This window comes from Caulobacter sp. NIBR2454, from assembly GCF_027474405.1.
Classification (GTDB): domain Bacteria; phylum Pseudomonadota; class Alphaproteobacteria; order Caulobacterales; family Caulobacteraceae; genus Caulobacter.
In genome coordinates, this window is record NZ_CP114871.1 from 1392819 (window position 1) to 1416299 (window position 23481).

Consider the following 23481-nt stretch of genomic DNA (forward strand, 5'->3'; position numbering starts at 1 on the left):
GGAACCCGATGTCCGCTCCCCTGAACAAGACCGTCGCCGAAGTCACCGCCCGCATCGTCGAGCGCAGCCGCCCAACCCGCACCGCCTATCTGGCGCAGGTGGACGCCGCGGCGGCTTCCGGCCCCGGCCGCGCCAAGCTGTCCTGCGCCAACTGGGCCCACGCCTTCGCCGCCGAAGAGGTTCAGGACAAGCTGCGCGTCATGGACATGAACGCGCCCAACCTGGGCATCGTGTCCGCCTATAACGACATGCTCTCGGCCCACCAGCCGTTGAAGCGCTATCCCGACATCATCAAGGCCGCGGCCCGCGAAGTGGGCGCCACCGCCCAGTTCGCCGGCGGCGTTCCCGCCATGTGCGACGGCGTCACCCAGGGCCGTCCGGGCATGGAGCTGTCGCTGTTCTCGCGCGAGGTGATCGCCATGGCCACCGCCGTGGCCCTGACTCACGACGCCTTCGACGCGACCCTGGCGCTGGGCGTCTGCGACAAGATCGTACCGGGCCTGGTGATGGGGGTCCTGACCTTCGGCCACCTGCCGGCGATCTTCGTGCCCGCCGGTCCCATGACCTCTGGCCTGCCCAACAGCGAGAAGGCCCGTGTCCGCGCCCTCTACGCCGAGGGCAAGGTCGGCCGCGACGAACTGCTGGCCGCCGAAAGCGCCAGCTACCACGGCCCCGGCACCTGCACCTTCTATGGCACGGCCAACTCCAACCAGATGCTGATGGAGTTGATGGGCCTGCACCTGCCGGGCAGCGCCTTCGTGCATCCCAACACGCCCCTGCGCGACGCCCTGGTGCGCGCCGCCGCCCACCGCGCCGCCGCCATCACCGGCAAGGGTAATGACTTCACGCCCAGCGGCCGGGTCATCGACGAAAAGGCCGTGGTCAACGGCGTCGTCGGCCTGATGGCCACCGGCGGCTCGACCAACCACGCCCTGCACCTGCCGGCCATGGCCCGCGCCGCCGGCATCCAGCTGGAGCTGGAGGACATGGACGAGCTGTCCCAGGTCGTGCCCCTGCTGGCCCGCGTCTATCCCAACGGCTCGGCCGACGTGAACCAGTTCCACGCCGCCGGCGGCATGGCCTTCGTCACCCGCGAGCTGCTGAAGGCCGGCCTGGCCCATGAGGACGTGCTGACCGTCGCCGGCCACGGCCTGTCGCGCCTGACCCATGAGCCGCACCTCGATGGCGAGACCCTGGTCTGGAAGGAGGGGGCGCAAGAGACCCTCGATCCCGAAATCCTGCGACCTGTCAGCGATCCCTTCCAGCACGAGGGCGGCCTGCGCCTGCTGAAGGGCAAGCTCGGTCGCGGCGTGATCAAGACCAGCGCCGTTAAGCCCGAACATCGCACCGTCACCGCGCCCGCCGCCGTGTTCGAGACCCAGGAAGACTTCCTGTCGGCCTTCAAGCGCGGCGAGCTGGATCGCGACTTCATCGCCGTGGTCCGCTTCCAGGGCCCGGCCGCCAACGGCATGCCCGAGTTGCACAGCCTGTCGCCGGCCCTGGGCGTCCTGCTGGATCGTGGGTTCAAGGTGGCCCTAGTCACCGACGGCCGCATGTCCGGCGCGTCCGGCAAGACGCCCGCCGCCATCCACGTGACCCCCGAAGCCGCCCATGGCGGCCCCCTGGCCTATGTGCAGGACGGGGACATGGTGCGGCTGGACGCCGACAATGGCGTCCTCGACATCCTGGTGGACGAGGCGGTGCTGCGCGCCCGCCCGGCGGCGGTGAAGCCGGCCGATCAGCACGGCTTTGGCCGGGAGCTGTTCGCCTGGATGCGCCGCGGCGCCGGCCCCGCCGACCAGGGCGCCAGCGTCTTTTACCGCTAGCTCCTTAGCGTCTTGCCCCGGCTTGTCCGGGGCATCCATGCCGTAGCGGCGCCGCTAGGCACAGGCATGGATCGCCCGAACAAGTCGGGCGAAGACGATGTGAGAGCTACTCGAACGAGATCGGCAGCAGTTTCTCGTACAAACGCCGCGCCGCGCCGTAACATTCGCAGGTCATGGCCTCCAGGCCCTGGCGGTCGAGGATGTCGACCACGCCCCGCCGATAGCGGATCAGGCCCTTGGCCTGCAGAGCGCCGGCCACCGCGGTGACCGTCGTGCGCTGCACGCCCAGCATGTCGGCCAGGAATTCCTGGGTCAGGCTGACAGTGTCGACGTCGATCCGGTCGTGGCACGTCAGCAGCCAGCGGCAGAACCGCGCCTCGACCGAATGCAGGGCGTTACAGGCCACCGACTGTATGGCGTGACCGAACAGGGCGTCCGAATGCTTGTGGATCAGGGTCTGCAGCGTGGGGCTTCGCCTGACGATGTCCTGGAACTGCGAGGCGCTGATCCGCGCCGCCGAGCCCGGCACCTGGACGATGGCGCGCGACAGGGAAATGCGCGGGGTGAACGCGGTGCCGAGGCCCAGGCCGCCTTCGCGACCGATAGTCGAGGATTCGATGGCCGCGCCATTCTCCATAAGCGTCATCAAGGAAATGACGCAGTCGTGAGGAAAATAGACGGTGTCTACCCGTTCGCCCGGATCATAGAGCAAGCGGCCTTTCTCGAACTCGACCTGAGTGAGGTTGGCGGATACCAGGCTGTAGTCGTCCGGGGGTAGGGATGCTAGAAATCTGTTCTTCACCGGACGGCGGTTTCCTTGAGCTTTGCCAGGAATCAGAACGCGACCCCACGGCGAGGGTTGCAAGCTATAGGTTCGGAAAATCCGGCGCCGTCAGGTAGCCGACACAATGCAGATCGCAGCCTGAGAAAAAGACTGCCTGTGTATGTCTGGCCGAGGCGAAATCTATATTTTCAGCAAGTATTGGTTGCTCGCGGCGCCTGCGCAATATTCAGTGTCCAGGACGTCGCGCTGGATTTCAATGGCCCAAAATATACAGGGAGCCGAAGCTCCCTGTATCTTGCCTGATCTAGAAAGGTGTCGTGCGTCGTTTGCCGACTAAGCTGGATCGGTAAGCAACTTTTGCTTCCGGCGACGCCCCAGGTGGTAGGCCGCGCCAATGCCGGCCAAGGCCGCCGCCGCGATCCCGGCCGTAGCCAGGGGACGCATCTGTGCCGCCGAGAACAGGCTGGTCTCCCTAACGTCCGGATAGTAGCTGCGTTCGCGCAGGTCATGCCCGGCATGGTGCAGGTTGTCGTCGTTCGAAGCCGGACGCCCAGACTTGTCCACCGACATCTGCGGCACGAACCGGGACAGCGCGCGCTCCACCGCGTGCGGCCAGGCGGTCCAGGCCAGGGTCTGCAACAGGCCGCCGCCGCCGACCGTCATCTCCCGCACCGGATGCTCGGCCGCATAGAGAATGGCCTGCGCCACCAGCGGGGTCGCATAGACCGGGGCGGGGTTGCGCACCGCGTGCCCGGTGTAGTTGCGGGCATGATCCTTATAGGGCGTGTCGATGGCGCTCGGCTTGATCTGGGTGATCGTGATGGGGGCCTTCTGCTCCATCAGCTCCATGCGCAGGGCGTTGGTGAAGCCCCGAACCGCATGCTTGGATGCCGAATAGGCGCCCTGGGTCGGGATCGCCAGGTCGCCCAGGACCGAGCCCACATTGATGATCGCGCCGCCGCCGACACGGTTTCGCAGGTGCTCCACCGCCGTCAGCGAGCCATGCACGACGCCCCAGTAGTTGGTGTCGAACAGCCGGCGCTGATCCTCCAGCGGAACGCGCGTGATGTCGCCAAAGATCGACACCCCGGCGTTGTTCACCCATGTGTCGAAGCCGCCGAACCGGTCGATGGCGTGTTTGGCGACTTTCTTGATCTGCTCGGCGTCGCCCACGTCCGCCACGCACCAGCCGACCTCCGCGCCCTTGCCGCGCAGGTCCTGGCTCACATCCTTCAACGCGTCTTCATTGCGTGCGACCAGAAACAGCTTGGCCCCGCGCGCGGCCGCGGCCCGGGCGGTGGAGAGCCCGATGCCGGAGGTCGCCCCGGTGATGACGATGACCTGTTCGCTAAGCGGCTTGAGCTTCAGCTTTCCCCGATGCGCAGCCATGTCAGTGCAGATCGATGTTGGCGCGGCCGCCCATGTCGGGCTGGGTCTTGGTGGCGTTGGCCTTGGCCACCTCCCAGAGGAACTTCACCGGGCCGCCCTTGGAAATCCAGATCGCGGCGTCCTCGGCGTCCAGGCAAAGCAGCGTCAGTCGCGCGTCGTCCTTGCCGTCCGGATACCAGGCGGCGACGATCGGGTTCCAGTACTTGTCGATCCGCGCGCGATCATGCTGCTGGATCAACTGGCCTCCTATGCAGGCCTGGAAATCACCGTCCTTGGACTGGATGGTGAACATGGCCATCTTGCCGTTCTCCACGGCCCGCGCCAGGTCCGTGTCCTTCAGGGTGAAGAACCAGATCTTGCCGGTCTCGGGTTCGCCATAGGCGGTCATCGGCTGGAAGTGCTGGTCGGAATTGGACAGCCCCAGCATGCCGAAACGGGCGTCGTCGATCTCCTTCCAGAGGCGCTTTTCGACGGCCGCCTTGTCGTTCACGTCGGTGGACATGGAGATTCTCCTGCAAAGTTTGGGTGCAGAAAGAACCGCTGGCGGCCTGTGCGGTTCCTGGCCTTAGAAGGGGCCGTGCTTGCCCACGCTCTCGAACCGGGCGTCCTCGGCCTTGTGATAGAACTGCGAAGCGATCAGCCACGCTTTCACTGGCCTCAGCGTGCCCAGGCACCCGACCAGGAACAGGGGCAGGGTGAAGACGAAGTGGAACCAGATCGGTGGGTGGTAGGCGATCTCAATCCAGGCGAACAGGGCCATGATCGCGCAGCCGATCCCGGTCATCACGAAAAAGGCCGGGCCGTCAGCGGGGTCCGCGAACGCGTAGCTCAGGCCGCAGACATCGCACGCCGGCGCCACCTTCAGAAACCCGTCGTACAGCTTGCCCTCGCCGCAGCGTGGGCACTTGCAGCGCAGGCCGCTGATGATGGGGGCCGGCGGCGTATGGACGTCGTTCGGGTTCGACATGGTCTTGGCTCGCCTACAATCCTGCGGTACATACATATAATTGCTTTGTAATGTATGCATGAGAGATCGCCTTTGCAATGACGGCGGAAGACTCCATCGCCGCTGAACTTCGTCCCGAGGGCGGGCCGGTCTATGTGCGGGTCGCCGACGCCATCCGGTCGGCGATCCTGGCTGGACGCCTGCAGCCCGGAGACCGCCTTCCGCCTCAGCGCAGCCTCGCCGCCCGTCTGGGCGTCGATTTCACCACCATCACCCGCGCCTACGGCCTCGCCCGCGAACGCGGTCTGCTGGCCGGCGAGGTCGGCCGCGGCACCTTCGTCAGGTCAACGGCCGGGGAAGAGATCCGCTCCGTCATCGATCTGTCCATGAACCTGCCGCCCCAGCCGTTCGGGATATCGCTCGCGGCCGCTCTGGATGACGAGTTGCAGCGCATCCTCAAGCGCAGCGATCTGGCCGCCGTCATGGCTTATCGCGCTCCCAGCGGGGCCGCCCCTGAACGGGCGGCGGGCGCCCGGTGGCTGGAGCCGCTGCTCGGCACGGTCGATCCCGCCCGCATCGTGGTCACGGCGGGCGCCCAGACCGCGCTCAATGCCATCCTCCAGACCCAGCTTCAGCCCGGCGATGCGGTGGTGGTCGACGCCCTGACCTATCCGGGCATGCTGTCGGTCGCCGCCCGGCTGGGCCTGAATCTCATATCCGCCCAGGCGGACGGGGAGGGGATGACCCCCGACGCCCTGGAGGCCGCCGCCCGCGCCAGCGGCGCCAAGGCGCTCTACCTGACCCCGACCCTTCACAACCCGACCGCCGCCACCCTGGGCGAGGCGCGCCGCGAAGCCATCGCGGGGATCGCCCGGCGCCTCGACCTGATCGTCATCGAGGACGACGCCTATGGCCGGCTGCCGGCCGAACCGCTTCCCTCGCTCGCCCATTTTGCGCCGGAGCGGGTCTGGCACGTGGCGACCTTGTCCAAGGCGCTTTCGCCGGGTCTGCGCACGGCCTTCGTCGCCGCGCCCGACGCCGCCATGGCGAGCGTCGTGGCTGAGGGCGCTCACGCGGTGACCATGATGCCCGCGCCGCTCATGACCGCCGTCTTCACCGGCTGGATGCAGACAGGCGTCGCCGACGCCCTGCTGGCCGGCGTGCGGACCGAGGCCGCGGCTCGCCGCGCCATCGCCGCCGACCTGCTGCCGGACGCGGTGGGTGGCGATAACAGCCTGCATGTCTGGCTGGACCTTTCCGCGCGGCTGAACCGCCTGATGGTGGCCGAGGCGGCGCGGCTCAAGGGGCTGGCGGTGGTGCCGGCCGACACCTTCGCGGTCGGCCCCGCATCCAATGGCCTGCGCCTGTCGCTCGGCGCGCCGGGCAGCCGCGCCAGCCTGATCCACGGCCTCAAGGCCCTGGCCGAGATCACCGCATGAAAAAAGCCGCCCGGCGGACCGGGCGGCTCAATTCGTCTGCGATCAGGCTCGCTTAGTCGCGGGCGGTGATCTGGGCCGAAGAGACCCAGCCGCGGTTGCCGTTCTCGTCGTCCACTTCCATCCACACGCCGTTGCGCTGGCCGGTGGGGTAGAGGATGTCGCCGGCGTCCACGGGGACCACGACCTTGCCGGTCGGGGCCGGCGTGGCGCGCAGGCTGAGCGCGACCTTGGCGGCTTGGCCCGCGGCAGGGGCGGCAGCCGAAGCCTGGCCCGGCGCCTGGGCGCGCATGTAGTTCACCAGGTCCACATAGGCGTTGAAGTAGGCCGCCGTGATGACCTTGCCGATTTCGGTATTGCCGTAGCCGCCGATGTCGCCGCCAAAGCCGCCGCCGTAACCGCCGCCGCCGAGGCTGAGGTCGGTCTTCTGGGCCGTGCCTTCGGCGATGTAGAGCTGCTCGGTGGTGCGGGCGTCGACCAGGGTGATCAGGGTGTGCGCCTGGGCCTTCTTGGTCTTCAGGTTGCCGGCCAGGAAGCCGACCGGCCCCGGCATGAAGCCGCTGACCGCTGACAGGTTCATCCCGCCCGCGTTGGCGTTCGAATTGGCGATGTCGGCCACGATGAAGTAGTCGGCCGCGCGGACCTGACCACGACCCAGGTTCGAGCCGCGCTGCAGTTCGCCGCCCAGGTCACGCTCGCCCTGGCGCATGGCCATGCCGCCGTTGCGATCGACGATGCGCAGGCAGCCCGAGCGCAGGGCGAACAGCTTCAGCAGGGCTTCCGGGTTGGACAGGCCCAGCTCGGTCCACCACTGGCGTTCCGGCTCCTGGATGGCGGCGGTGCCCAGCGGCGTGGCGCACTTGGGCAGTTCCGGCGTCGCCGTGTTCTTCGGCGCCTTCTTGTCCATGCCGTATTGCGCGGCGGCGGGTTGAGCCAGGCCCAGCAGGGCCGTCGCCGCGACGGCGGCGGTCAGAATCTTTCGCATGTGTACTTCCCCAGATATGGGCCGCCCTTTAGCGCAGCAGCGCTTCTACGCCAAGATCGCGAAGACCTCTGTTCGGTTAAAGGCTCGTAATCTGCGACTAAAAGCCCATGATCCGTGCGTAACGGTCGCGATGATAGGTCGTCCCGCCGAACAACGCCTCGGCGACGCGCGCCCTTTTCATGTAAAGGCCGGCGTCATGCTCATCGGTCATCCCGATGCCGCCATGCATCTGCACCATCTCGATTGAAGCCAGATGCAGGATCTCGTTGACGCGCGCCTTGGTCAGGGACGCGGTGGCCCGGACATCCTGACCGGCGTCGATGGCCTCCAGCGCCGCCTCGACGCAGGAGCGCGCGGTCTCCAGGTCGGTGAACATCTTGGCCGCCCGATGCTGCAGCGCCTGGAAGGCGCCGATCACCTGGCCGAACTGGGTGCGGGTCTTCAGATATTCCAGCGTCACCTCGAACGCCTGGGTCGCCGTGCCCAGCATCTCGGCCGCCAGCCCGGCGCGGGCGCGATCCAGGGTCGGCTCCAGCACCGCCCAGCCCTTGTCGACCTCGCCCAGCACCGCATCTGCGCCCACCTCGACGCTTTCGAAGGCGATCTTCGCCGCCCCACGGCTGTCGGCCAGCGACAGGTGGGTGCGGGTCACGCCCGGCGCGTCGCCGTCCACCAGGAACAGGGTCAGGCCGTCCGTCCCCTTGCCGCTGGTGCGCGCGGCGACGATCAGCAGGTCGGCGGCCTCGCCGTCCAGCACGAAGGTCTTGGTCCCGTTCAGGACCCAGCCACCGCCGTTCTTCTGCGCCGCGAAGGCGATCTTTTCCGGCGCGTGGTGCGAGCCTTCGTCCACCGCCAGGGTGGCGACGATCTCGCCAGCCGCGATCTTGGGCAGCCACTCGGCCTTCTGCGCGTCCGAACCGCCCAGCATCAGGGCCGACGCCCCGGTCAGGGCGGTGGAGATCAGCGGCGAGGCGGCCAGCGTCCGGCCCGTCTCCTCTAGCACCAGTCCCAGGCTCAGATAGCCAAAGGCCGAGCCGCCGTGTTCTTCGGGCACGATCACCCCGGCCCAGCCCATCTGGCCCATCTCGGCCCAGGTCGGGGCGTCGAAGGTCGCCTTGGTCTTGCCGTCGCGCAGCTTGCGCAGGGCGGTGGTCGGAGCGTTTTCCTGGGTCCATTCGCGCGCGGCGTCGCGCAGCATGGTCTGTTCTTCGTTTAGGACGGCCATGGCGTCGTTTCCCTTGTTTTCTTTGGGCCTATTGGTGGTCGAGCAGGCCGAGCACCCGCTTGGCCACCACGTTCAGGTTCACCTCGCTGGTGCCGCCCTCGATCGAATTGCCCTTCGAGCGCAGCCAGCCGCGGGTCACCGCCAGCTCGTCCTTGGCGAAGCCTTCGCCCTCCCAGCCCAGGCCCTGCAGGCCCATGGCCTCGACCATCAGCTCGTAGCGGTCCTGGTTCATCTTGGCGGCCGCGTACTTGATGATCGACACGGCGGCGCTGGGGCCCTTGCTGGCCTTGGACTCCACCTCTGCGCGACGCACGGTCAGCATGAAGGCGTGGGCGTCCATGCGGTGGGCGGCGATGCGGGCGCGCAGGTCGCCGTCATCCAGGCGGCCCTGTTCGTCGACCCCGATCTCCTTCTTGGCGACCTCCACCAGGTCCAGCCCGCCGCCGCCGCCAAAGCCCGAGGCCGAGATGTTCTGGCGCTCGTACTGCAGCAGGCGCTTGGCGATCTCCCAACCGCCGTTCAGCTTGCCGACCATCTGGTCCTTGGGAACCTTCACATTGTCGAAGAAGGTCTCGCAGAACGGGGACGAGCCGCTGATCAGCTTGATCGGCCGCGCCTCGACGCCTGGCGTGGTCATGTCGAACAGCACGAACGAGATCCCCTCGTGCTTCTTGGTCGTGTCCGTCCGCACCAGGCAGAAGATCCAGTCGGCTTGGTCGGCGTAGCTGGTCCACACCTTCTGGCCGTTGATCAGGAAGTGGTCGCCCTTGTCCTCGCACTTGGTCTGCAGGGCGGCCAGGTCCGACCCGGCGCCCGGCTCGGAATAGCCCTGGCACCAGCGGATTTCGCCGCGGATGATCGGCGGGATGAACTTCTGCTTCTGTTCCTCGGTGGCGTATTCCAGCAGCACCGGGCCCAGCATCCACAGGCCGAAACTCATCAGGGCGGGGCGGGCGCGGATATTCCGCAGCTCCTGCTCCAGCACCTTGTTCTCTTCCTTGGAAAGGCCGCCGCCGCCGTATTCCTTGGGCCACATGGGGGCGGTCCAGCCCTTGGCCGCCATGCGGTCCAGCCACAGCTTGGCGTCGGGGTTCTTCCAGGCGAACTGGCGCCCGCCCCACGGGGCGTCGTCCTCACCCATGGGCGTGTTCAGCGAGGCCGGATAGTTCTCCGCCAGCCACGCCCGCGTCTCGGCCCGAAAGGCCTCCAGATCGGTTCCGCCGAAATCGGCCATGACCGTCCTCCCTCGATGATCTTCTTGTTGGCGCAAGCATGCCTCCGGGCTCGGCGGTCTTGCAAGCTGATTCAAACGCCTGTTCGCGAACCTCTCCTGCGGCATTGCAACGGTTGAGCCCGCGGCCCGCCCCGCGTACCCAAGGGACATGACTCCGATCCGTGAGATTCGGGCGGCCCTGCTTGCGGTCGCGCCGACACTGGCCTCCATCCTGGCGGCGGCGGCGGGCGTCATGCTGCTCACCTCCGGCGCCACGCCATCCGCGCCCGAGCGCTTCGTCTTCCTGCTGCGGGTCGCCCCGCAATGGCTGGTCGAGGCCAGCCACACCCTGTCCTCGATGATCGGCCTGCTGTTGCTGATGCTGGCTTTCGGTCTGCGAGCGCGCATCGATGCGGCCTGGTGGGCCGGGGTCTGCCTGCTGTCGACCGCCACCGTCTTGGCCATGCTCAAGGGTCTGAACTGGGAGGAGGCGGTTCTCCTCGGCGCCTTCGCCATCGTGCTTCTGCCCCTGCATCCAGCCTTCCCCCGCAAGTCGCGCCTGATGCAGATGGAGCTGACGCCCGGCTGGATGTTCTCCGCCGTGGCGGTGCTGCTGGGCGCATGGCTCATCGGCCGCTGGGCCTTCATGCACGCCGACTACCGCAGCCAGCCCTGGTGGCGGGCCCTGGTGGACGAGGATTACATGCGCACCCTGCGCTCCTCGGCCGGCGCGGCGGTGCTGCTGCTGGCCATCGGGGTCTGGCGCCTGTTCGCCACCACCGCCACGCCCAAGGTCGTCGGCGACGCGGACGAGGATTTCGCCAAGGTCCGCTCCATCCTCGCCTCGGCCGAAAACGCCGAGCCGGAATCCAACCTCGCTCTGCTGGGCGACAAGCGCTTCCTGTTCTCGCCCTCGGGTCAGAGCTTTCTGATGTTCGGCTTGCGTGGCCGCTCCTGGATCGCCATGGGCGGACCCGTGGGCGTTCGGGACGAGCGCATGGACCTGCTGTGGCGCTTCCGCGAACTGGCTGACGCTCACGGCGCCCGCACCGCCCTGTACGGCCTCGACCCCGAGGACCTGCCCGACGTGGTCGAGCTGGGCTTCTCCATCCAGAAGACCGGCGAAAGCGCCGTGGTCCAGCTGGAGGGCTTCTCGCTTCAGGGCCGCCGCCGCGAGGTCCTGCGCCGCAACTGGCGCAAGGCCGGCGAGAACGGCGCCCGGTTCGAGGTGATCGAGGCCGGCGCCGCCAACGCCGTCATGGATGACCTGCAGCGCGTTTCCGACGCCTGGCTCGGGCGGCATGCCGGCGGGGAGAAAAGCTTCTCCATGGGTCGCTTCGACCCCCGCTACGTCGCCGAATTTCCCACGGCCCTGGTGCGAGTGGACGACCAGATCGTCGCCTTCGCCACCCTGTGGACCACGCCCGACAAGTCCACCTTCTCCATGGACCTGATGCGCTATTCCGACGGCGCGCCGCCCAACATCATGGACTTCCTGTTCGTGGAGCTCCTCCAGTGGGGCCACGCCCAGGGTTACGCCGGCTTCGAGTTCGGCGTCGCCCCCCTGGCTGGTCTCGAGGATCGCCGTCTGGCGCCGATCATGTCCCGCGTCGGCCACCTGCTCTTCGAGCGGGGCGAGGACATCTACAATTTCCGCGGCGTGCGCCGGTACAAGGACAAGTACGACCCCCTCTGGCGGCCGCGCTACATCGCCGCCCCGCACAAATGGGTCATCCCCCTGCTGCTGGCCGACATTGGTCTGCTGTCCTCCGGCGGCGTCGCCGGACTGGCCAAGCGGCCAAAGGACAAGAAGGGCTGATCTTCTCCTCCCTTGCGAAGCGGCGGAGGGGGACCATGCGCAGCATGGTGGAGGGGGCGCAGACTGGGCTCAGCTTTAAACCGCTCATCCCGGCGAAGGCCGGGACCCAGATTCATCCAGAGCCTCAGCAGGGCTTCACCTGGGCCCCGGCCTTCGCCGGGGTGAGCGGAATATAGGGCCCGGACGCAGCGAGCAGGCTCACCGCCCCGTCTGTACGCCCATCAGGTTGGCCAGGTGGACCAGCATCATCAGCAGTCCCACCGCCGACAGCATCATCAACGGACGCCAGGGGATCATGCGCGGGCCCTTGGCCGGATTCGACGGCTGCGCGCCGCGCCAGCCGCAGAATACGGCGGCCGTCAAAAAGCCCGCGGCGATGGCGATGGTGGTCGTCAGGGTCATGGTCGCTCACCTGCCCATGACGGTTCCGGTATGCAAGCGTTCGTCCACAGACATTCACGTCCGACCCCAGATTTAGCGTTAACTCCGCGTTTACACACTAGGTGTCGCTGGCTAGCGTCCCCTGTGAAGAGTACCGGGAGATCGATTCGATGAGCGCGGGGGCGCCGTGGAGCGTGAAGGGGATCGACCCCAAAGCGCGCGAGATCGCAAAGGATCTCGCCCGCCGCTCCGGCATGACGCTCGGCGAGTGGCTCAATCGCATGATCATCGAGGACGGCGGCCCCGACCTCGGCGACAGCGGCTATGGCGGCCGTCCGGGCCAGAACATCCTCGACCATCCCCGCGCGCAGCGGGAATCCTCGACCTCGCGTTTCGACCCCGCCGGCTATCCGGTGGACGAGGCCGGCCGCATCGCCCTGGCGCTGGAGCGTCTGTCCGAACGCATCGAGGCCGCCGAGGCCCGTCAGGCGCGCGCCGTCACCGGCATCGACCATTCGGTCCGCAACCTCATCGCCCGCCTGGACACGGGCGAGCGTGACGCCGTGGCCGTCGCCGCCCGCTTCGAGGGCGCCATCGACGAACTAGCCACCGAACAGAAGCTGACCGCCGACCGCCTGCGCCGCATGGAGCAGGGCGGCGCCGACGCCGCCTCGACCGAGGCGATCAAGACGCTTGAGGCCACAATCGGCAAGCTGGCCGGCCAGGTCTATGAGGGCGAGGCCCGCACCAAGGCCGCCCTCGAAGCCCTCAAGGATTCCGGCGGCAAGGCGGTCGATACCGACGCCCTGGTCGAAGCCGTGGTCGCCCGCGTATCCCAGCGGTTGGAATCCGCCGAGTCGCGGACTTCCGACGCCCTTCTCGAACTCAGTGCGTCTTTCATCACCCTCGACGAACGCCTCAAGGCGGTCGAGGGCGGGGGCGGGATCGGCGGCGAGGGCCTCGGCGCCCTGGCCGCCGACCTTTCGCGCCGCATGGAGTCCGCGCGGGTCGAAATGACCGCCCAGCTGGAAAAGTCGGCCGGCGGCCGACTCAACTCGCTGGAAGCCTCTTTCCATACCCTGCAGTCCCACGTGGACGCCGCCGAGCGCCGCTCGACCGGCGCCCTCGAGCGCATGGGCAAGGAAGTCCTCTCCATCGCCGGCGCCATGAACGCCCGCATCAAGGAGGTCGAGGACCGCAACGCCGACGCCGTCGAGAAGATGGGCGCCGAGATCGCCCGCGTCGCCGCGACCACCGACGGCAAACTGGCCCGCGCTGATCTGGTCCAGGCCCAGGCCCTCGAACGCCTAGGCGGCGAGATCGCCCGCATCACCGAGCGTCTGTCCGAACGCATCGCCACCGCCGAGCAGCGCAACGCCCGCGCCATCGACGATGTCGGCGAGCAGGTCGCCCGCGTGGGCGAGCGCCTGACCGAGCGTCAGGAGCGCGTCACCAGCGAACTGTCCGAGCGCATCCGCCAGAGCGAGGAACGCACCGCCCGCCTGCTGGACGAAGCCCGTGAAAAGGTCGACGCCGGACTGGAAGGCGCCCGTCGCCGCCTGGCCGATCCCGTCGTCGAGGCGCCGTTCTCCGCGCCCGCCGAACCCGAGCCCGCCTCATCCGCCACCGCCTTCGTCTCCGAAGAACCTGAGGAGGGGGCCGCCTCGTTCTCCGAAGGCCGCTTCTCCTTCTCCGAGGTCGGGGTCGAGGATCACCGTCCGCCCCTGACCGGCCAGACCTTCGCCCGCCCGCCGGAACCGGCTCCGCCGCCCGCGCCCCGGCCGGAGCCGCAGGCCGAACCGATGGAGCTGGACTCGCTGTTCGAGCCCGCCGATCCGGTGGAATACGACGATGATCCCCTGGCCGCCCGCTCGCCGGACGACCTGGGCTTCACCGACGAGGACTTCGACGCCGCCGACGGCTTCATTCCGCTGCACGGCTCGGACGAGGCGCCCGACGGACCCGACCTGTTCGGGACCAGCCAGAACTACCTGCTTGGCCCCGAGGCTAATCCCGAGCCCGTCCGCGTCCTGTCCACCCGTGAAGCGGTGGAACAGGCCCGCGCCGCCGCCCGCGCGGCTCAGCCGACCTCGGAAGCCCGCCCATTCCTGACGCCGTCGGGTTCGCGTTCCTTCTTCTCGGGCCTGATGGGTTCGCGTCGGGGCGGCCGTCGCGCCGGCTCCTCCATGCAGACCGTGGCCTTCTTCAGCGCCGGCGTCGCCATGCTGGGCCTGGCCACGACCGGCCTGTTCCTCAGCGGCCAGAGCGCCGAAAAGCCGGCGACCAAGGGCGACGAGACCGCCCCGCGCACGCCGCTGGACAACGCCCGCGCCGCCGTCGCCATCGTCACGCCGAACATGGCCCAGTCTCTGTCGCCCACCAGCGTCACCGACGACCAGACCGCCGCCTACGAAGACGCGGTCCGCCGGATCGAAGCGGGCGACAACGCCGCCGTCGCGCCCCTGCGCAACATCGCCGAGTCCGGCCATCCCGCCGCTCAGTTCTATCTGGCCAAGCTGTACGAGAACGGCGAGGCGAACCTGAAGGCCAATCCCGCCGAGGCCCGCCGCTGGACCGAACGCGCCGCCCAGGGTGGCGACCGCAAGGCCATGCACAATCTCGGCCTCTATTACTTCGAGGGGCAGGGCGGTCAGAAGAACCCCGCCGTCGCCGCCCAGTGGTTCCGCAAGGCCGCCGACCTCGGTCTGGTGGACAGCCAGTACAATCTTGGCCGCATCTACGAGGCTGGCTTCGGCGTCGCCCAGAACAACGCCGAGGCCTACAAGTGGTATCTGATCGCCGGCAAGGCCGGGGACGATGAGGCCCGCGCCAGCGCGGTGCGCATCAAGCCGCAACTGAGCGCCGAGGCGCAGACCGCCGCCGAGCGTTCGGCCGCCGGTTTCCGCACGGCGGGCGGCGCGGCCCCGACCAACCTGGCGGCCGCGGGCGCGGCCAACAGCCTGATCACGGCCCAGAAGGCCCTGTCGCGCCTCGGCTATTACCAAGGGCCGCAGGACGGCGTGTCTTCGCCCGCCCTGCGCCTGGCGATTTCGGCCTATCAACGCGACCAGGGGCTTTCGACGACCGGCAGCGCCGACGCCGAGCTGGTTGCGCGACTGGCGGCTTTCGCTCAGTGATGCGTCGCCTTCGGGCGAAGACTTGAAGACGTCAGGGGTGGCGTAAGGCCGTACGACCGGCCGGTGTGGAAGGCGTGTTTTGGACCTCTATCTGCCCATAGCGGAAGTCTCCGTGAATGCGCCGCTGCTGGTGGTGCTGGGGGCTCTGGTCGGCTTCATCTCGGGCCTGTTCGGCATCGGCGGCGGCTTCCTGATGACGCCGGTTCTGGTCTTCCTGGGCATCCCCCCGGTCGTGGCCGTGGCGTCGGAAGCCAACCACGTGGCCGCGTCCTCGGTCTCCAGCGTCATCGCCTACAGCCGCAAGCGCGCCGTGGACTTCCGCATGGGCGGGGTGCTGGCCGCGGGCGGGGTGATGGGCGCCTTCCTGGGGGTCGAGGCTTTCCGCCTGCTGCGCCTGCTGGGTCAGGCCGACCTCGTGGTCTCGGTCTCCTACCTGTTGTTCCTGGGCGTCATCGGCGGCCTGATGCTGATGGAGTCCCTGCGCTCCATCCTGCGCCGCCGCCGGGGCGAGGCCCCCGCCGCGCCCCGCGATCGCCGCCCCATGTGGCTCTACGGCCTGCCGCTCAAGATGCGGTTTCCCAAGTCGCGCCTCTATATCAGCGTCATCCCGCCCATCGTCCTGGGGATCTTCGTCGGCATCCTGTCGGCCATCATGGGGGTCGGCGGCGGTTTCATCCTGGTGCCGGCCATGGTCTATCTGCTGCGCATGCCGGCCGGCGTGGTCGTCGGCACCAGCCTGTTCCAGATCATCATCACCACCAGCCTGACCAGTGTCCTCCAGGCGGGCCGCAACCAGACGGTCGATATCGTCCTGGCCACCCTGCTGCTGGCCGGCGGCGTGGTCGGCGCCCAGTTCGGCGCCCGCATGTCCTCGCGCTTCCGGGCCGAGGAGCTGCGCGCCCTGTTGGGCCTGCTGGTCCTGGTGGTGGGCCTGCGCATGGGCCTGGATCTCTTCATCCGCCCCGAAGACCCCTTCGTGCTCGTGTCGGGGGCCGGCTGATGGCCGTCGATCTTCCCCCGCCCGTGGCCGCGGTCTCCGCCGCCCTCACCGAGACCGAGGTCAAGGTCACCTCCGGCTTCCGGGGCGCCGACATCGTCATCTACGGCGCCGTGTTCGACCCGTCCCAGCGCCCCAGCGACCTGGTCGTCCTGGTCAGCGGCCCCGAGCAGCCGATCCGCCTGGCCCAGAAGAACCGCGTCGCCGGCATCTGGCTCAACAGCCGCCCGGTGGTGTTCACCGGCGCCCCCGGCTTCTACATCGCCGCCTCGACCCGGCCGCTGAACCAGATCGCCAGCTTCTCGGCCTTGCGCGAACTCAACGCCGGCCTCGACCACCTGGCCATCGCCGCCCCTGAAGAGCAGCGGATCGAGCGCCGCTACGGCGTGCGCGACATGGTCGTCAGCCGCCTGGGCTCGGACTATCTGGACTGGCGCCGCGCCGTGATCCGCCTGAAGGAGAAGGCCGGCCTCTACGCCGCCGAGGCCGACGGCGTCCGCTTCGTGGACCGCGGCCTGTTCCGCGCCCAGATCGCCCTGCCCACCGCCGCGCCCATCGGCAAGTACGAGGCGCGCATCATCCTGTTCCAGGACGGCCGGCCCGTCTCGATCCGCGACCGCACCCTGACGGTCGAAAAGGTCGGGCTGGAGCGTCATCTTTATCTGTTCGCGCATCAGCGGCCTTGGACCTATGGTCTGGCTTCGGTGGCGATCGCCCTGTTGGCGGGCTGGGCCGCCTCCGTCGTGTTCCGCAGGAGCTGATCCATGGATTTGGCGCAAAAGCCGCCCCGCGTGATCTGGGTCGTCGGCGTCCTCACCGTCCTGCCGCTGTTCGTCGCCTCGGCGGTGTTCTGCTACGGCCCCATGCACCTGCGCGCGGCGGGCCTGACCAGTCTGATCGCCTACGCCACGGCCCTGCTGTCCTATCTGGGCGGCATCCATGCGGGGCTGGAGATCGACAAGGCCCGTCCCCGATGGCTGGTGCTGGGCCTGTCCCTGGCGGCCCCCGCCGTGGCCTGGCTGCTGCTGCTGGGCGGCGACGACTTCGGCCCCGCCTGGCAGATCGCCGGCGTGCTGACCGCCCTGCTGCTGCAATGGCTATGGGACGCCACCAGCCATGACGGCCCGTCGTGGCGTCCGCGCCTGCGCACCCTGCTCACCGCCGGCGCCGCCATCGCCCTGGCCGTGGCGTTGGAGCAGGCGCTGAGTCTTTAGTCCGGCCGAAGCGACTTCCACCCCACCGCATGCACCTTGCCGCGGCCCAGCGCTCCGGCGATTGGGGCGGTGGCGAACAGGCCGGCGAAGGCCTTGTCCATGATGTTCAGCCCGCCGGTGAACGCGCCGAAGGCCGGCATCACCACCCGCGATCCATCCGTCACGAAGCACCGCCGCCGCACCGATCCGGCCGCCGCCGCCACCCGCGCGCAGGGATGCAGGTGCCCGCTGACCTCGCCCGGCTGGGCCCCGTCCCGCGGCTCGTGGCGCAGGGTCAGGCCCGCCAGCGCCATCTCGTCGATGATCTCGCCCGGCAGGGTGCGCGGCCCGTCCGCGTCGTGGTTGCCCACCACCCAGACCAGGGTCCGCCCCGTCGCCAGCCCCGCGATCCGCGCCGCGTCGTCCGCCGCCAGCCGATCCTCCGCCGCCCCGTCGTGGAAGCTGTCGCCCAGGAACACCAGCAACGCCGGGTTGGTCGCCGCCAGCTCCCGCTCCAGCCGGTCCAGGGTCTCGCGCGTGTCGTAGGGCGGCAGCATCTGGCCCCGCGCCGCATAGGCGCTCCCCTTCTCGAAGTGCAGGTCGGCCACGACCAGGGCCCGCTCGGCCTCCAGCCACATGGCCCCCGACGCGCGCAGCACCGGCTCGGCCCGATGCAGGCCGACGCGCAATCCCCCGCAAGGGTTGGCCGCAAAACTCAAACGGCTCGAACTCAAGCCAGCGCCTCCGCGATCAGATCGGCTTCGGCCTCGGCCAGGATGGCGTCGCCCGCATCGCCCAGGTTCACCCGTTCGCGCCCGATCTCCAGCATGATCGGCACGGCGAACGGCGAAACCTTGGTCAGGGCCGCATGCCGGATGCGCCCCTTGATGCGCGTCAGGAACCCGGCCACGCGCGCCACGTCGATGAGGTCCGTCGCCGCATCCTGCCGCGCGCACCGCAGCAGCAGGTGGTCCGGCTGGTGCCGCCGCAACACGTCGTAGATCAGGTCGGCGCTGAACGTCACCTGCCGCCCGGTCTTCTCCTGGCCCGGAAAGCGCCGCTCGATCAGGCCCGAGATGATCGCCGCCCCCTTGAAGGTGCGCTTCATCATGTAGCTTTCGTCCAGCCACGCCTCCAGATCGTCGCCCAGCATGTCCTGGTCGAACAGGGCGTCCAGGTCCGCCTCGTCCAGGGGTTTGAGCGCCCAGATGTTGACCGCATAGTCGTTGGCCACGAACCCCAACGGCTGCAGCCCCGCCCGCTCCATCCGCCGGGTCAGCAGCATGGCCAGGGTGTTGTGCGCGTGCCGCCCCTCGAAGCTGTAGCAGACCATGTGATGCCGCTTCCCCCGAGGAAACGTCTCCACCAGCAGCTCGTCCTCCGACGGCAGGGCCGAGCGCGCCTTCTGGTATCCCAGCCATTCCTGAACGTCGGCGGGCAGGGCGGTCCATTCGCGCTCGTCCGACATCATCCGCCGCACCCGCTGGGCGAGGTAGGTGGACAGGGGAAACTTCGACCCGCCCCACGACAGGATCATGGGGTTGTCCTTGGGCGCCGGGCTGACCAGCACATCTTCGCCGACGATGGCGTTGAACCGCCACACCTGCCCCGCGAACACGAAGGTGTCGCCGGCCTTGAGCTGCTCGAAGAAGCCTTCCTCGGCCTGGCCGATCTTGCGCCCGCCGCGCTTGCCGATGGCCACCTTCACGTTCAGCGTCGCCGCCGACAGGATGGCCCCCACATTCATGCGGTGCCGCTGCGCCGTCTGGGCGTTGCGCACCCGCCACAGCCCGTCCTCGCGCCCCTGCACGATCCGGCGGAAGCGGTCATAGGTCTTCAACGCGTATCCGCCGGTCGACACGAAATCGACCACCTGCTCGAAGTCCTCCCACGACAGGTCGCGATAGGGCCCTGCGGTCCGCACCTCGTCGTACAGCGCCAGAAGGTCGAACGGCTCCGAACAGGCGCAGCCCATGACGTGTTGCGCCAGCACGTCCAAGGTCCCGGTCCGGCGCGGCTCCCCGTCCAGGGCGTTCTCGACGATGGCGTCGGCGGCGGCCCGGCACTCCAGCATCTCGAACCGGTTGGCCGGCACCAGCAGCGCCCGCGACGGCTCGTCCAGCCGGTGGTTGGACCGCCCGATCCGCTGCACCATCCGCGACGACCCCTTGGGCGCCGCCAGCTGCACCACCAGGTCCACGTCCCCCCAGTCGATGCCCATGTCCAGGGTCGAGGTGCAGACGATGGCCCTAAGCTCCCCCCGCGCCATGGCCGCCTCGACCTTGCGCCGCTGCTCGGCCGACAGGCTGCCGTGGTGCAGGCCGATGGGCAGGTTCTCGTCGTTCAGCGCCCACAGCTCCTGGAACGCGAACTCGGCCTGAAAGCGCGTGTTCACGAACACCAGGGTCGTCTTGCAGCCCTTGATGATCTCGTACAGCTCGGCCATGGCGTGCTCGGCCGTATGCCCCGCCCACGGCACCCGCCCCCCGCTGACCAGCACCTCGACGTGCGGCGTGACCCCGCCCTGGCCGAAGACGATGTCGACGCCGAGGTCCATCTTCTCCTGCCCCGCTTGCGGGGCAGGAGAAGATGGCGACAACCACTCCGCGATCAGCCCCGGATCATCCACCGTCGCCGACAGCCCGACCCGCCGCATCTGCGGCGCGAACTGCTGCAGCCGCGCCAGGCCCAGCGACAGCAGGTCGCCGCGCTTGTTGGGCCACATGGCGTGGACCTCGTCGATGATGACGCAGCGCAGGTCCTCGAAATAGGTCCGCGCCCCGTCCCAGGCGCAGAACAGCGCCAGCTGCTCGGGCGTGGTCAAAAGGATGTCTGGCGGCTTCAGCCTCTGGCGGGCCTTGCGCGCCTCGCCGGTGTCGCCCGTGCGGCTCTCGGCCACGATCGGCAGGCCCATCTCGCGGATGGGCGTCATCAGGTTGCGCTCGACGTCCACCGCCAGCGCCTTCAACGGCGAGATGTACAGGGTATGCACCCCCCGAACCGGCCCGTTCGACGGCGGCCGCTCGGACAGTTCGATCAGGCTCGGCAGGAACCCGGCCAGGGTCTTGCCCCCGCCCGTGGGCGCGATCAGCACCGCATGCCGACCCGCATTGGCCTTCTCGATCATGGCCAGCTGATGCGCCCGCGCGCTCCACCCGCGCGAAGCGAACCAGTCGGCGAACCGCGCAGGCAACAAGGCAGAAGCAGGCAGGGCGCCGTCCATCACGCCCCTATAACACGTTCCCGTTTCGTTTCGATGCGGCGGATTGGGTATGGGCTGTTTTCATTGAACGGTTAAGGTAGATATTTCAACCTTGTTCGCGTCTGGGGGGAGCATGCTAGGCATGAAAAGAGGAAAGGCGGCGGCTAAAGCTTCCGCGCATGGGTTTCAAATAAACTGGGGGCTTCTGGTATTTGGTGTTCTTTTTGTATTTGTCGCGGTTATAATAGAGCATCCAAATTTTTCAGATATACTAACTAATGGCGGATCTGTATTTTTTAGTAGCAAAACGGCTATTGGCCTTCTTAAGGAGATAGGATTTGCACTTATAATTGCTTTCTGTGTTGCTTACTTCATAGAGAGGCAGGCAAAGCAGAGAGATGAGGATGCGACTGAAAAAGCTAGAGGGAGAATCGCTCAAGACGTCATTCAGGCGGTGTTTGGCCTTCAGCATGATCAATCATACGTAAAAAAAGTTGTAGAACAGACGCTTCAACCAAAAGTTGTTAGAGATAAAATATCTCTTCAATATAGTATTGATCAGTTGAATTCAGAAGATATATCTAAATTGTCTGTCCCGGAGGGGCGATTTACGAAATTAACTATGGTTTCTGGGTATAGGTTTTTAAATATCTCTCTTCAAACTGTAAGATTTGACGTAAAATATGCGTTGGCTGCGAGAATTGGTCAGAAATTTAGGGACTTTGCCAGGGTTTGTATGGTGAAGTTTGATGGGGTTGAGCTTGCCGAGCCCGACATTGAAGGTGGGTACGTTTCCGATAGGGGCGTCGGTGATGACGCATACAAGCTATATTCTTGGGAAAAGGAATTGCCCCCAGGCGGCTGTTTGACGGTGCTGGTTGAAGCCGTCAGCATCAAAGAGCTTTCGGATAACGAGGTTTGGGGAAGTTTGCATGCTACAATCCATGGCGCGGAGTTCAAAGCCCGTGTCCGTGTGCCGGGTTTACGGTTCGGCCTGCGTTCGCTGACCGCAACGCCTTACACCGAGCAGAGGAAAAATGAGAGCGAGGGCGATTGGCTTATCGACGGACCAATCCTACCTAACGAAAGCGTCGTCTTTTGGTGGCGAAGCCTTGAGGATGACGGGGAACAAGTGGCGTTAGTTCCCCGTTCCCCTACACCGAGTTAACTTTACAGCCATCCATCGATCGACATACTTGGACTCAATGGCACTAGTTGCCGACCAGCGGGAGACACAGACCATGGCTAAATCCATCAACGTTCGCGGTGACGGTGGCGGCGGCTGCTAAAGCCATATTTGGCTTCTCGCAACAAACGCCCCCGAGAAATCGGGGGCGTTTTTGTTTGAGTTGGTTTCTACCCAAACAACCCCGCCAAAATGCTGATCCCCAGCGCCAGCAGCGCCGTGTTGTAGATGAACGCCGCCGCCGCGTGGGCGGTGATCAGGTTACGCAGGGGCGTGGAGCCGACGCTGGTGTCCGACACCTGATAGGTCGCCCCCACCGAGAACGACAGATAGGCGAAATCCAGATAGCTGGCCGGCGGATCGCCCGGAAAGCCAAAGCCGCGCCCGGCCTTGTGCGCCTCGGCCTGGAAATGCCGGTGCGCGTAGTGGGGCGTGAACAGCGACTGCAACAGCGCCCAGCCCACCGCCAGGGTCGCCGCCGCGGTCAGCACCGTGGCGGCCTTCAGATGCGGACTGCGCCCGCCGTCGATCAGGGCGAACATCACGGCCGCCAGACTGGCGCCCAGGGCCGCGATCACGATGGCGATAATCACCGTGGGCTTTTCGTCCTCGTCCGCCGCCCAGGCGCGGATGTCGCTCTCCCGCGCGGTCAGGAACAGCGCCCAGAGCAGGCCCACATAGGCGACTGCCGCCGCATCCCACCCCGACAACACCTTGAGCAGCAGCGTCGGCGCGGGGCTGACCAGCCCGGCCACGACGCCGACCGCCAGCGCGATCAGCAGGCGGACATGCGGCCTGAGCGCGGCGAGGTTCACGATCTTAGGGCTCGATCGCGAACATGACCGTGACCCGGGCGTTGGCCTCGATGTCGCGTACGGTCAGGTCGACGGGCGACTCCACCCGGGCGCCGGTCACCGTCACGGGCGGAATGGGCATGGGCGGCGCCGGCGGAGGTGGGGCGGCCATCATCATGTTGCGCGAGTCGAACTGGGTGTTGCCGTCCATGATGCGAAGGATCGGCCCCAGCTTGACCCCGGCCGCCTTGGCCAGGACCTCCGCCTGCCGACGGGCCTCTCCCACAGCGGACGCCATCGCATCATCGTCCAGGGGCTTTCGGTCGCGCAGGCCGCTGCCGCGCATATACGGGTTCTTGCCGCCCAGCTGCGCGACCAGGGAAGCGGCCTCGCCAACCTTCTCCGCCGGCTCGATCCGCGCCTGGATGTTGATGCTGGCGATGGCGCCGATCACGGCGCATTCCTCCGAGGTCAACCGCATCTGCACGGCATAGGGACGCTGCGGCTCGCAGGCGGGCGTGCGCACATCCTGCACCGACAGGCTCTCGCCCATCAGCTCGGTGACCTTGGCGCCGGCCAGCCGCACCAGGCTCTTCTCGATGCTCGACCGGCTGTCGTTCAGGGCCTTGATCGCCTCGGTGGGCGTCTTGCCTTCGCCCCGCACGGTGAAGCCGACCAGCGCGAACTCCGCCGGCTTGCGCGCCTTGCCCGTTCCCGTGACCACCACGGTCGGCCGATCCGGCGGCGGCATGACCTGGGCGGCTGCGGCCCCTGCGAGAGAAAGGGTCAGCGCGACGGCGAGCGTGGTTCTGGCGAGCATGAGTCAACCTCCGGTTCAGTCCAGATTGGACCACGGATCGTGACAGGCCAATGGAGACTCTGGAGACCGATACTCTGGAGACACCGGGGTACTGGGCGGAGACATTGGGGACATGATCTCAAACCCCGCTCACCCCGGCGAAGGCCGG

At 67.6% G+C, this 23481-nt stretch carries 21 protein-coding genes; 9 read left to right on the forward strand and 12 right to left on the reverse strand.

From position 1 onward, the window contains the following. Window positions 1-8 precede the first annotated feature (8 nt). On the forward strand, window positions 9-1826 hold the full coding sequence (gene edd / locus O5K31_RS06850; RefSeq protein WP_269716559.1) for a phosphogluconate dehydratase: 1818 nt from the start codon (window positions 9-11) through the stop codon (window positions 1824-1826). A gap of 106 nt (window positions 1827-1932) precedes the next feature. On the opposite strand, the gene O5K31_RS06855 is transcribed toward edd, so the two are convergent. The 4 genes from O5K31_RS06855 to O5K31_RS06870 form a co-directional block, all read right to left on the reverse strand. Next, entirely contained in the window at window positions 1933-2628 is a 696-nt protein-coding gene (locus O5K31_RS06855; RefSeq protein WP_269716560.1) for a Crp/Fnr family transcriptional regulator, read from the reverse strand. A 315-nt stretch (window positions 2629-2943) separates the two neighbouring features. Further along, entirely contained in the window at window positions 2944-3999 is a 1056-nt protein-coding gene (locus tag O5K31_RS06860) for an SDR family oxidoreductase (protein ID WP_269716561.1), read from the reverse strand. A gap of 1 nt (window position 4000) precedes the next feature. Next, window positions 4001-4501: a pyridoxamine 5'-phosphate oxidase family protein gene (locus O5K31_RS06865; protein ID WP_269716562.1), complete on the reverse strand. Its 501-nt coding sequence runs from the start codon at window positions 4499-4501 to the stop codon at window positions 4001-4003. Between the two features lie 63 nt (window positions 4502-4564). After that, window positions 4565-4966 carry a DUF983 domain-containing protein gene (locus tag O5K31_RS06870; protein WP_269716563.1) on the reverse strand — a complete coding sequence of 134 codons (402 nt, stop codon included), beginning with the start codon at window positions 4964-4966 and terminating at the stop codon, window positions 4565-4567. Window positions 4967-5043: 77 nt separating this feature from the next. On the opposite strand from O5K31_RS06870, the gene O5K31_RS06875 reads away from it, so the two are divergent. Next, window positions 5044-6384 (forward strand): aminotransferase-like domain-containing protein, encoded by a 1341-nt coding sequence (locus O5K31_RS06875; protein WP_269716564.1) that lies wholly within the window; start codon window positions 5044-5046, stop codon window positions 6382-6384. 52 nt (window positions 6385-6436) lie between these two features. On the opposite strand, the gene O5K31_RS06880 is transcribed toward O5K31_RS06875, so the two are convergent. From O5K31_RS06880 to O5K31_RS06890, 3 genes are all read right to left on the reverse strand, one after another. Then, window positions 6437-7366 carry a CsgG/HfaB family protein gene (locus O5K31_RS06880; protein WP_269716565.1) on the reverse strand — a complete coding sequence of 310 codons (930 nt, stop codon included), beginning with the start codon at window positions 7364-7366 and terminating at the stop codon, window positions 6437-6439. Window positions 7367-7463: 97 nt separating this feature from the next. Beyond that, a complete protein-coding gene (locus O5K31_RS06885) occupies window positions 7464-8591 on the reverse strand; it encodes an acyl-CoA dehydrogenase family protein (protein ID WP_269716566.1) in 1128 nt (375 codons plus the stop codon). Window positions 8592-8619: 28 nt separating this feature from the next. Next, entirely contained in the window at window positions 8620-9825 is a 1206-nt protein-coding gene (locus O5K31_RS06890) for an acyl-CoA dehydrogenase family protein (protein WP_269716567.1), read from the reverse strand. Window positions 9826-9973: 148 nt separating this feature from the next. On the opposite strand from O5K31_RS06890, the gene O5K31_RS06895 reads away from it, so the two are divergent. Next, window positions 9974-11623, forward strand: coding sequence for a bifunctional lysylphosphatidylglycerol flippase/synthetase MprF (locus tag O5K31_RS06895; RefSeq protein ID WP_269716568.1), 1650 nt, complete (start codon window positions 9974-9976; stop codon window positions 11621-11623). Window positions 11624-11658: 35 nt separating this feature from the next. Next, window positions 11659-11799 carry a hypothetical protein gene (locus O5K31_RS06900; RefSeq protein WP_269716569.1) on the forward strand — a complete coding sequence of 47 codons (141 nt, stop codon included), beginning with the start codon at window positions 11659-11661 and terminating at the stop codon, window positions 11797-11799. A gap of 22 nt (window positions 11800-11821) precedes the next feature. Here O5K31_RS06900 and O5K31_RS06905 read toward each other — a convergent pair whose 3' ends face one another. Next, on the reverse strand, window positions 11822-12025 hold the full coding sequence (locus O5K31_RS06905; RefSeq protein ID WP_269716570.1) for a hypothetical protein: 204 nt from the start codon (window positions 12023-12025) through the stop codon (window positions 11822-11824). A gap of 149 nt (window positions 12026-12174) precedes the next feature. Between O5K31_RS06905 and O5K31_RS06910 the strand changes: the two genes are divergently transcribed. The 4 genes from O5K31_RS06910 (at window position 12175) to O5K31_RS06925 (ending at window position 17352) form a co-directional block, all read left to right on the forward strand. Next, complete coding sequence (locus O5K31_RS06910) at window positions 12175-15141, forward strand: peptidoglycan-binding protein (RefSeq protein ID WP_269716571.1); 2967 nt, start codon at window positions 12175-12177, stop codon at window positions 15139-15141. Between the two features lie 79 nt (window positions 15142-15220). Next, window positions 15221-16141, forward strand: a complete 921-nt coding sequence (locus O5K31_RS06915; protein WP_269716572.1) for a sulfite exporter TauE/SafE family protein — start codon at window positions 15221-15223, stop codon at window positions 16139-16141. Then, window positions 16141-16899, forward strand: coding sequence for a TIGR02186 family protein (locus tag O5K31_RS06920; protein ID WP_269716573.1), 759 nt, complete (start codon window positions 16141-16143; stop codon window positions 16897-16899). Before O5K31_RS06915 ends, O5K31_RS06920 begins: the two co-directional genes overlap by 1 nt. Window positions 16900-16902: 3 nt before the next feature. Further along, entirely contained in the window at window positions 16903-17352 is a 450-nt protein-coding gene (locus O5K31_RS06925; RefSeq protein WP_269716574.1) for a DUF3429 domain-containing protein, read from the forward strand. Here O5K31_RS06925 and pdeM read toward each other — a convergent pair. Both pdeM and O5K31_RS06935 read right to left on the reverse strand, forming a co-directional pair. After that, window positions 17349-18065 carry a ligase-associated DNA damage response endonuclease PdeM gene (pdeM, locus tag O5K31_RS06930; RefSeq protein ID WP_269716575.1) on the reverse strand — a complete coding sequence of 239 codons (717 nt, stop codon included), beginning with the start codon at window positions 18063-18065 and terminating at the stop codon, window positions 17349-17351. The two genes, O5K31_RS06925 and pdeM, sit on opposite strands and share 4 nt — an antisense overlap. Then, window positions 18062-20554, reverse strand: a complete 2493-nt coding sequence (locus tag O5K31_RS06935) for a ligase-associated DNA damage response DEXH box helicase (protein WP_442867762.1) — start codon at window positions 20552-20554, stop codon at window positions 18062-18064. Before O5K31_RS06935 ends, pdeM begins: the two co-directional genes overlap by 4 nt. Before the next feature lie 121 nt (window positions 20555-20675). Here O5K31_RS06935 and O5K31_RS06940 point away from each other — a divergent pair, with 121 nt between their 5' ends. Then, window positions 20676-21701, forward strand: coding sequence for a hypothetical protein (locus O5K31_RS06940; protein ID WP_269716576.1), 1026 nt, complete (start codon window positions 20676-20678; stop codon window positions 21699-21701). Between the two features lie 188 nt (window positions 21702-21889). On the opposite strand, the gene O5K31_RS06945 is transcribed toward O5K31_RS06940, so the two are convergent. Further along, window positions 21890-22534 (reverse strand): DUF1345 domain-containing protein, encoded by a 645-nt coding sequence (locus O5K31_RS06945; protein WP_269716577.1) that lies wholly within the window; start codon window positions 22532-22534, stop codon window positions 21890-21892. A 4-nt stretch (window positions 22535-22538) separates the two neighbouring features. Next, window positions 22539-23333, reverse strand: a complete 795-nt coding sequence (locus tag O5K31_RS06950) for an SIMPL domain-containing protein (RefSeq protein WP_269716578.1) — start codon at window positions 23331-23333, stop codon at window positions 22539-22541. Between the last annotated feature and the right edge of the window lie 148 nt (window positions 23334-23481).

Coding starts and splice junctions, on each gene's coding strand:
- O5K31_RS06925 (WP_269716574.1), top strand. CDS start 16,903: ATGGATTTGGCGCAAAAGCCGCCCCGCGTGATCTGGGTCGTCGGCGTC.
- O5K31_RS06875 (WP_269716564.1), top strand. CDS start 5,044: ATGACGGCGGAAGACTCCATCGCCGCTGAACTTCGTCCCGAGGGCGGG.
- O5K31_RS06885 (WP_269716566.1), bottom strand. CDS start 8,591: ATGGCCGTCCTAAACGAAGAACAGACCATGCTGCGCGACGCCGCGCGC.
- O5K31_RS06905 (WP_269716570.1), bottom strand. CDS start 12,025: ATGACCCTGACGACCACCATCGCCATCGCCGCGGGCTTTTTGACGGCC.
- edd (WP_269716559.1), top strand. CDS start 9: ATGTCCGCTCCCCTGAACAAGACCGTCGCCGAAGTCACCGCCCGCATC.
- O5K31_RS06870 (WP_269716563.1), bottom strand. CDS start 4,966: ATGTCGAACCCGAACGACGTCCATACGCCGCCGGCCCCCATCATCAGC.
- O5K31_RS06910 (WP_269716571.1), top strand. CDS start 12,175: ATGAGCGCGGGGGCGCCGTGGAGCGTGAAGGGGATCGACCCCAAAGCG.
- O5K31_RS06940 (WP_269716576.1), top strand. CDS start 20,676: ATGAAAAGAGGAAAGGCGGCGGCTAAAGCTTCCGCGCATGGGTTTCAA.
- O5K31_RS06920 (WP_269716573.1), top strand. CDS start 16,141: ATGGCCGTCGATCTTCCCCCGCCCGTGGCCGCGGTCTCCGCCGCCCTC.
- O5K31_RS06865 (WP_269716562.1), bottom strand. CDS start 4,501: ATGTCCACCGACGTGAACGACAAGGCGGCCGTCGAAAAGCGCCTCTGG.
- O5K31_RS06890 (WP_269716567.1), bottom strand. CDS start 9,825: ATGGCCGATTTCGGCGGAACCGATCTGGAGGCCTTTCGGGCCGAGACG.
- O5K31_RS06950 (WP_269716578.1), bottom strand. CDS start 23,333: ATGCTCGCCAGAACCACGCTCGCCGTCGCGCTGACCCTTTCTCTCGCA.
- O5K31_RS06860 (WP_269716561.1), bottom strand. CDS start 3,999: ATGGCTGCGCATCGGGGAAAGCTGAAGCTCAAGCCGCTTAGCGAACAG.
- O5K31_RS06895 (WP_269716568.1), top strand. CDS start 9,974: ATGACTCCGATCCGTGAGATTCGGGCGGCCCTGCTTGCGGTCGCGCCG.
- O5K31_RS06900 (WP_269716569.1), top strand. CDS start 11,659: ATGCGCAGCATGGTGGAGGGGGCGCAGACTGGGCTCAGCTTTAAACCG.
- O5K31_RS06935 (WP_442867762.1), bottom strand. CDS start 20,554: ATGGACGGCGCCCTGCCTGCTTCTGCCTTGTTGCCTGCGCGGTTCGCC.
- O5K31_RS06880 (WP_269716565.1), bottom strand. CDS start 7,366: ATGCGAAAGATTCTGACCGCCGCCGTCGCGGCGACGGCCCTGCTGGGC.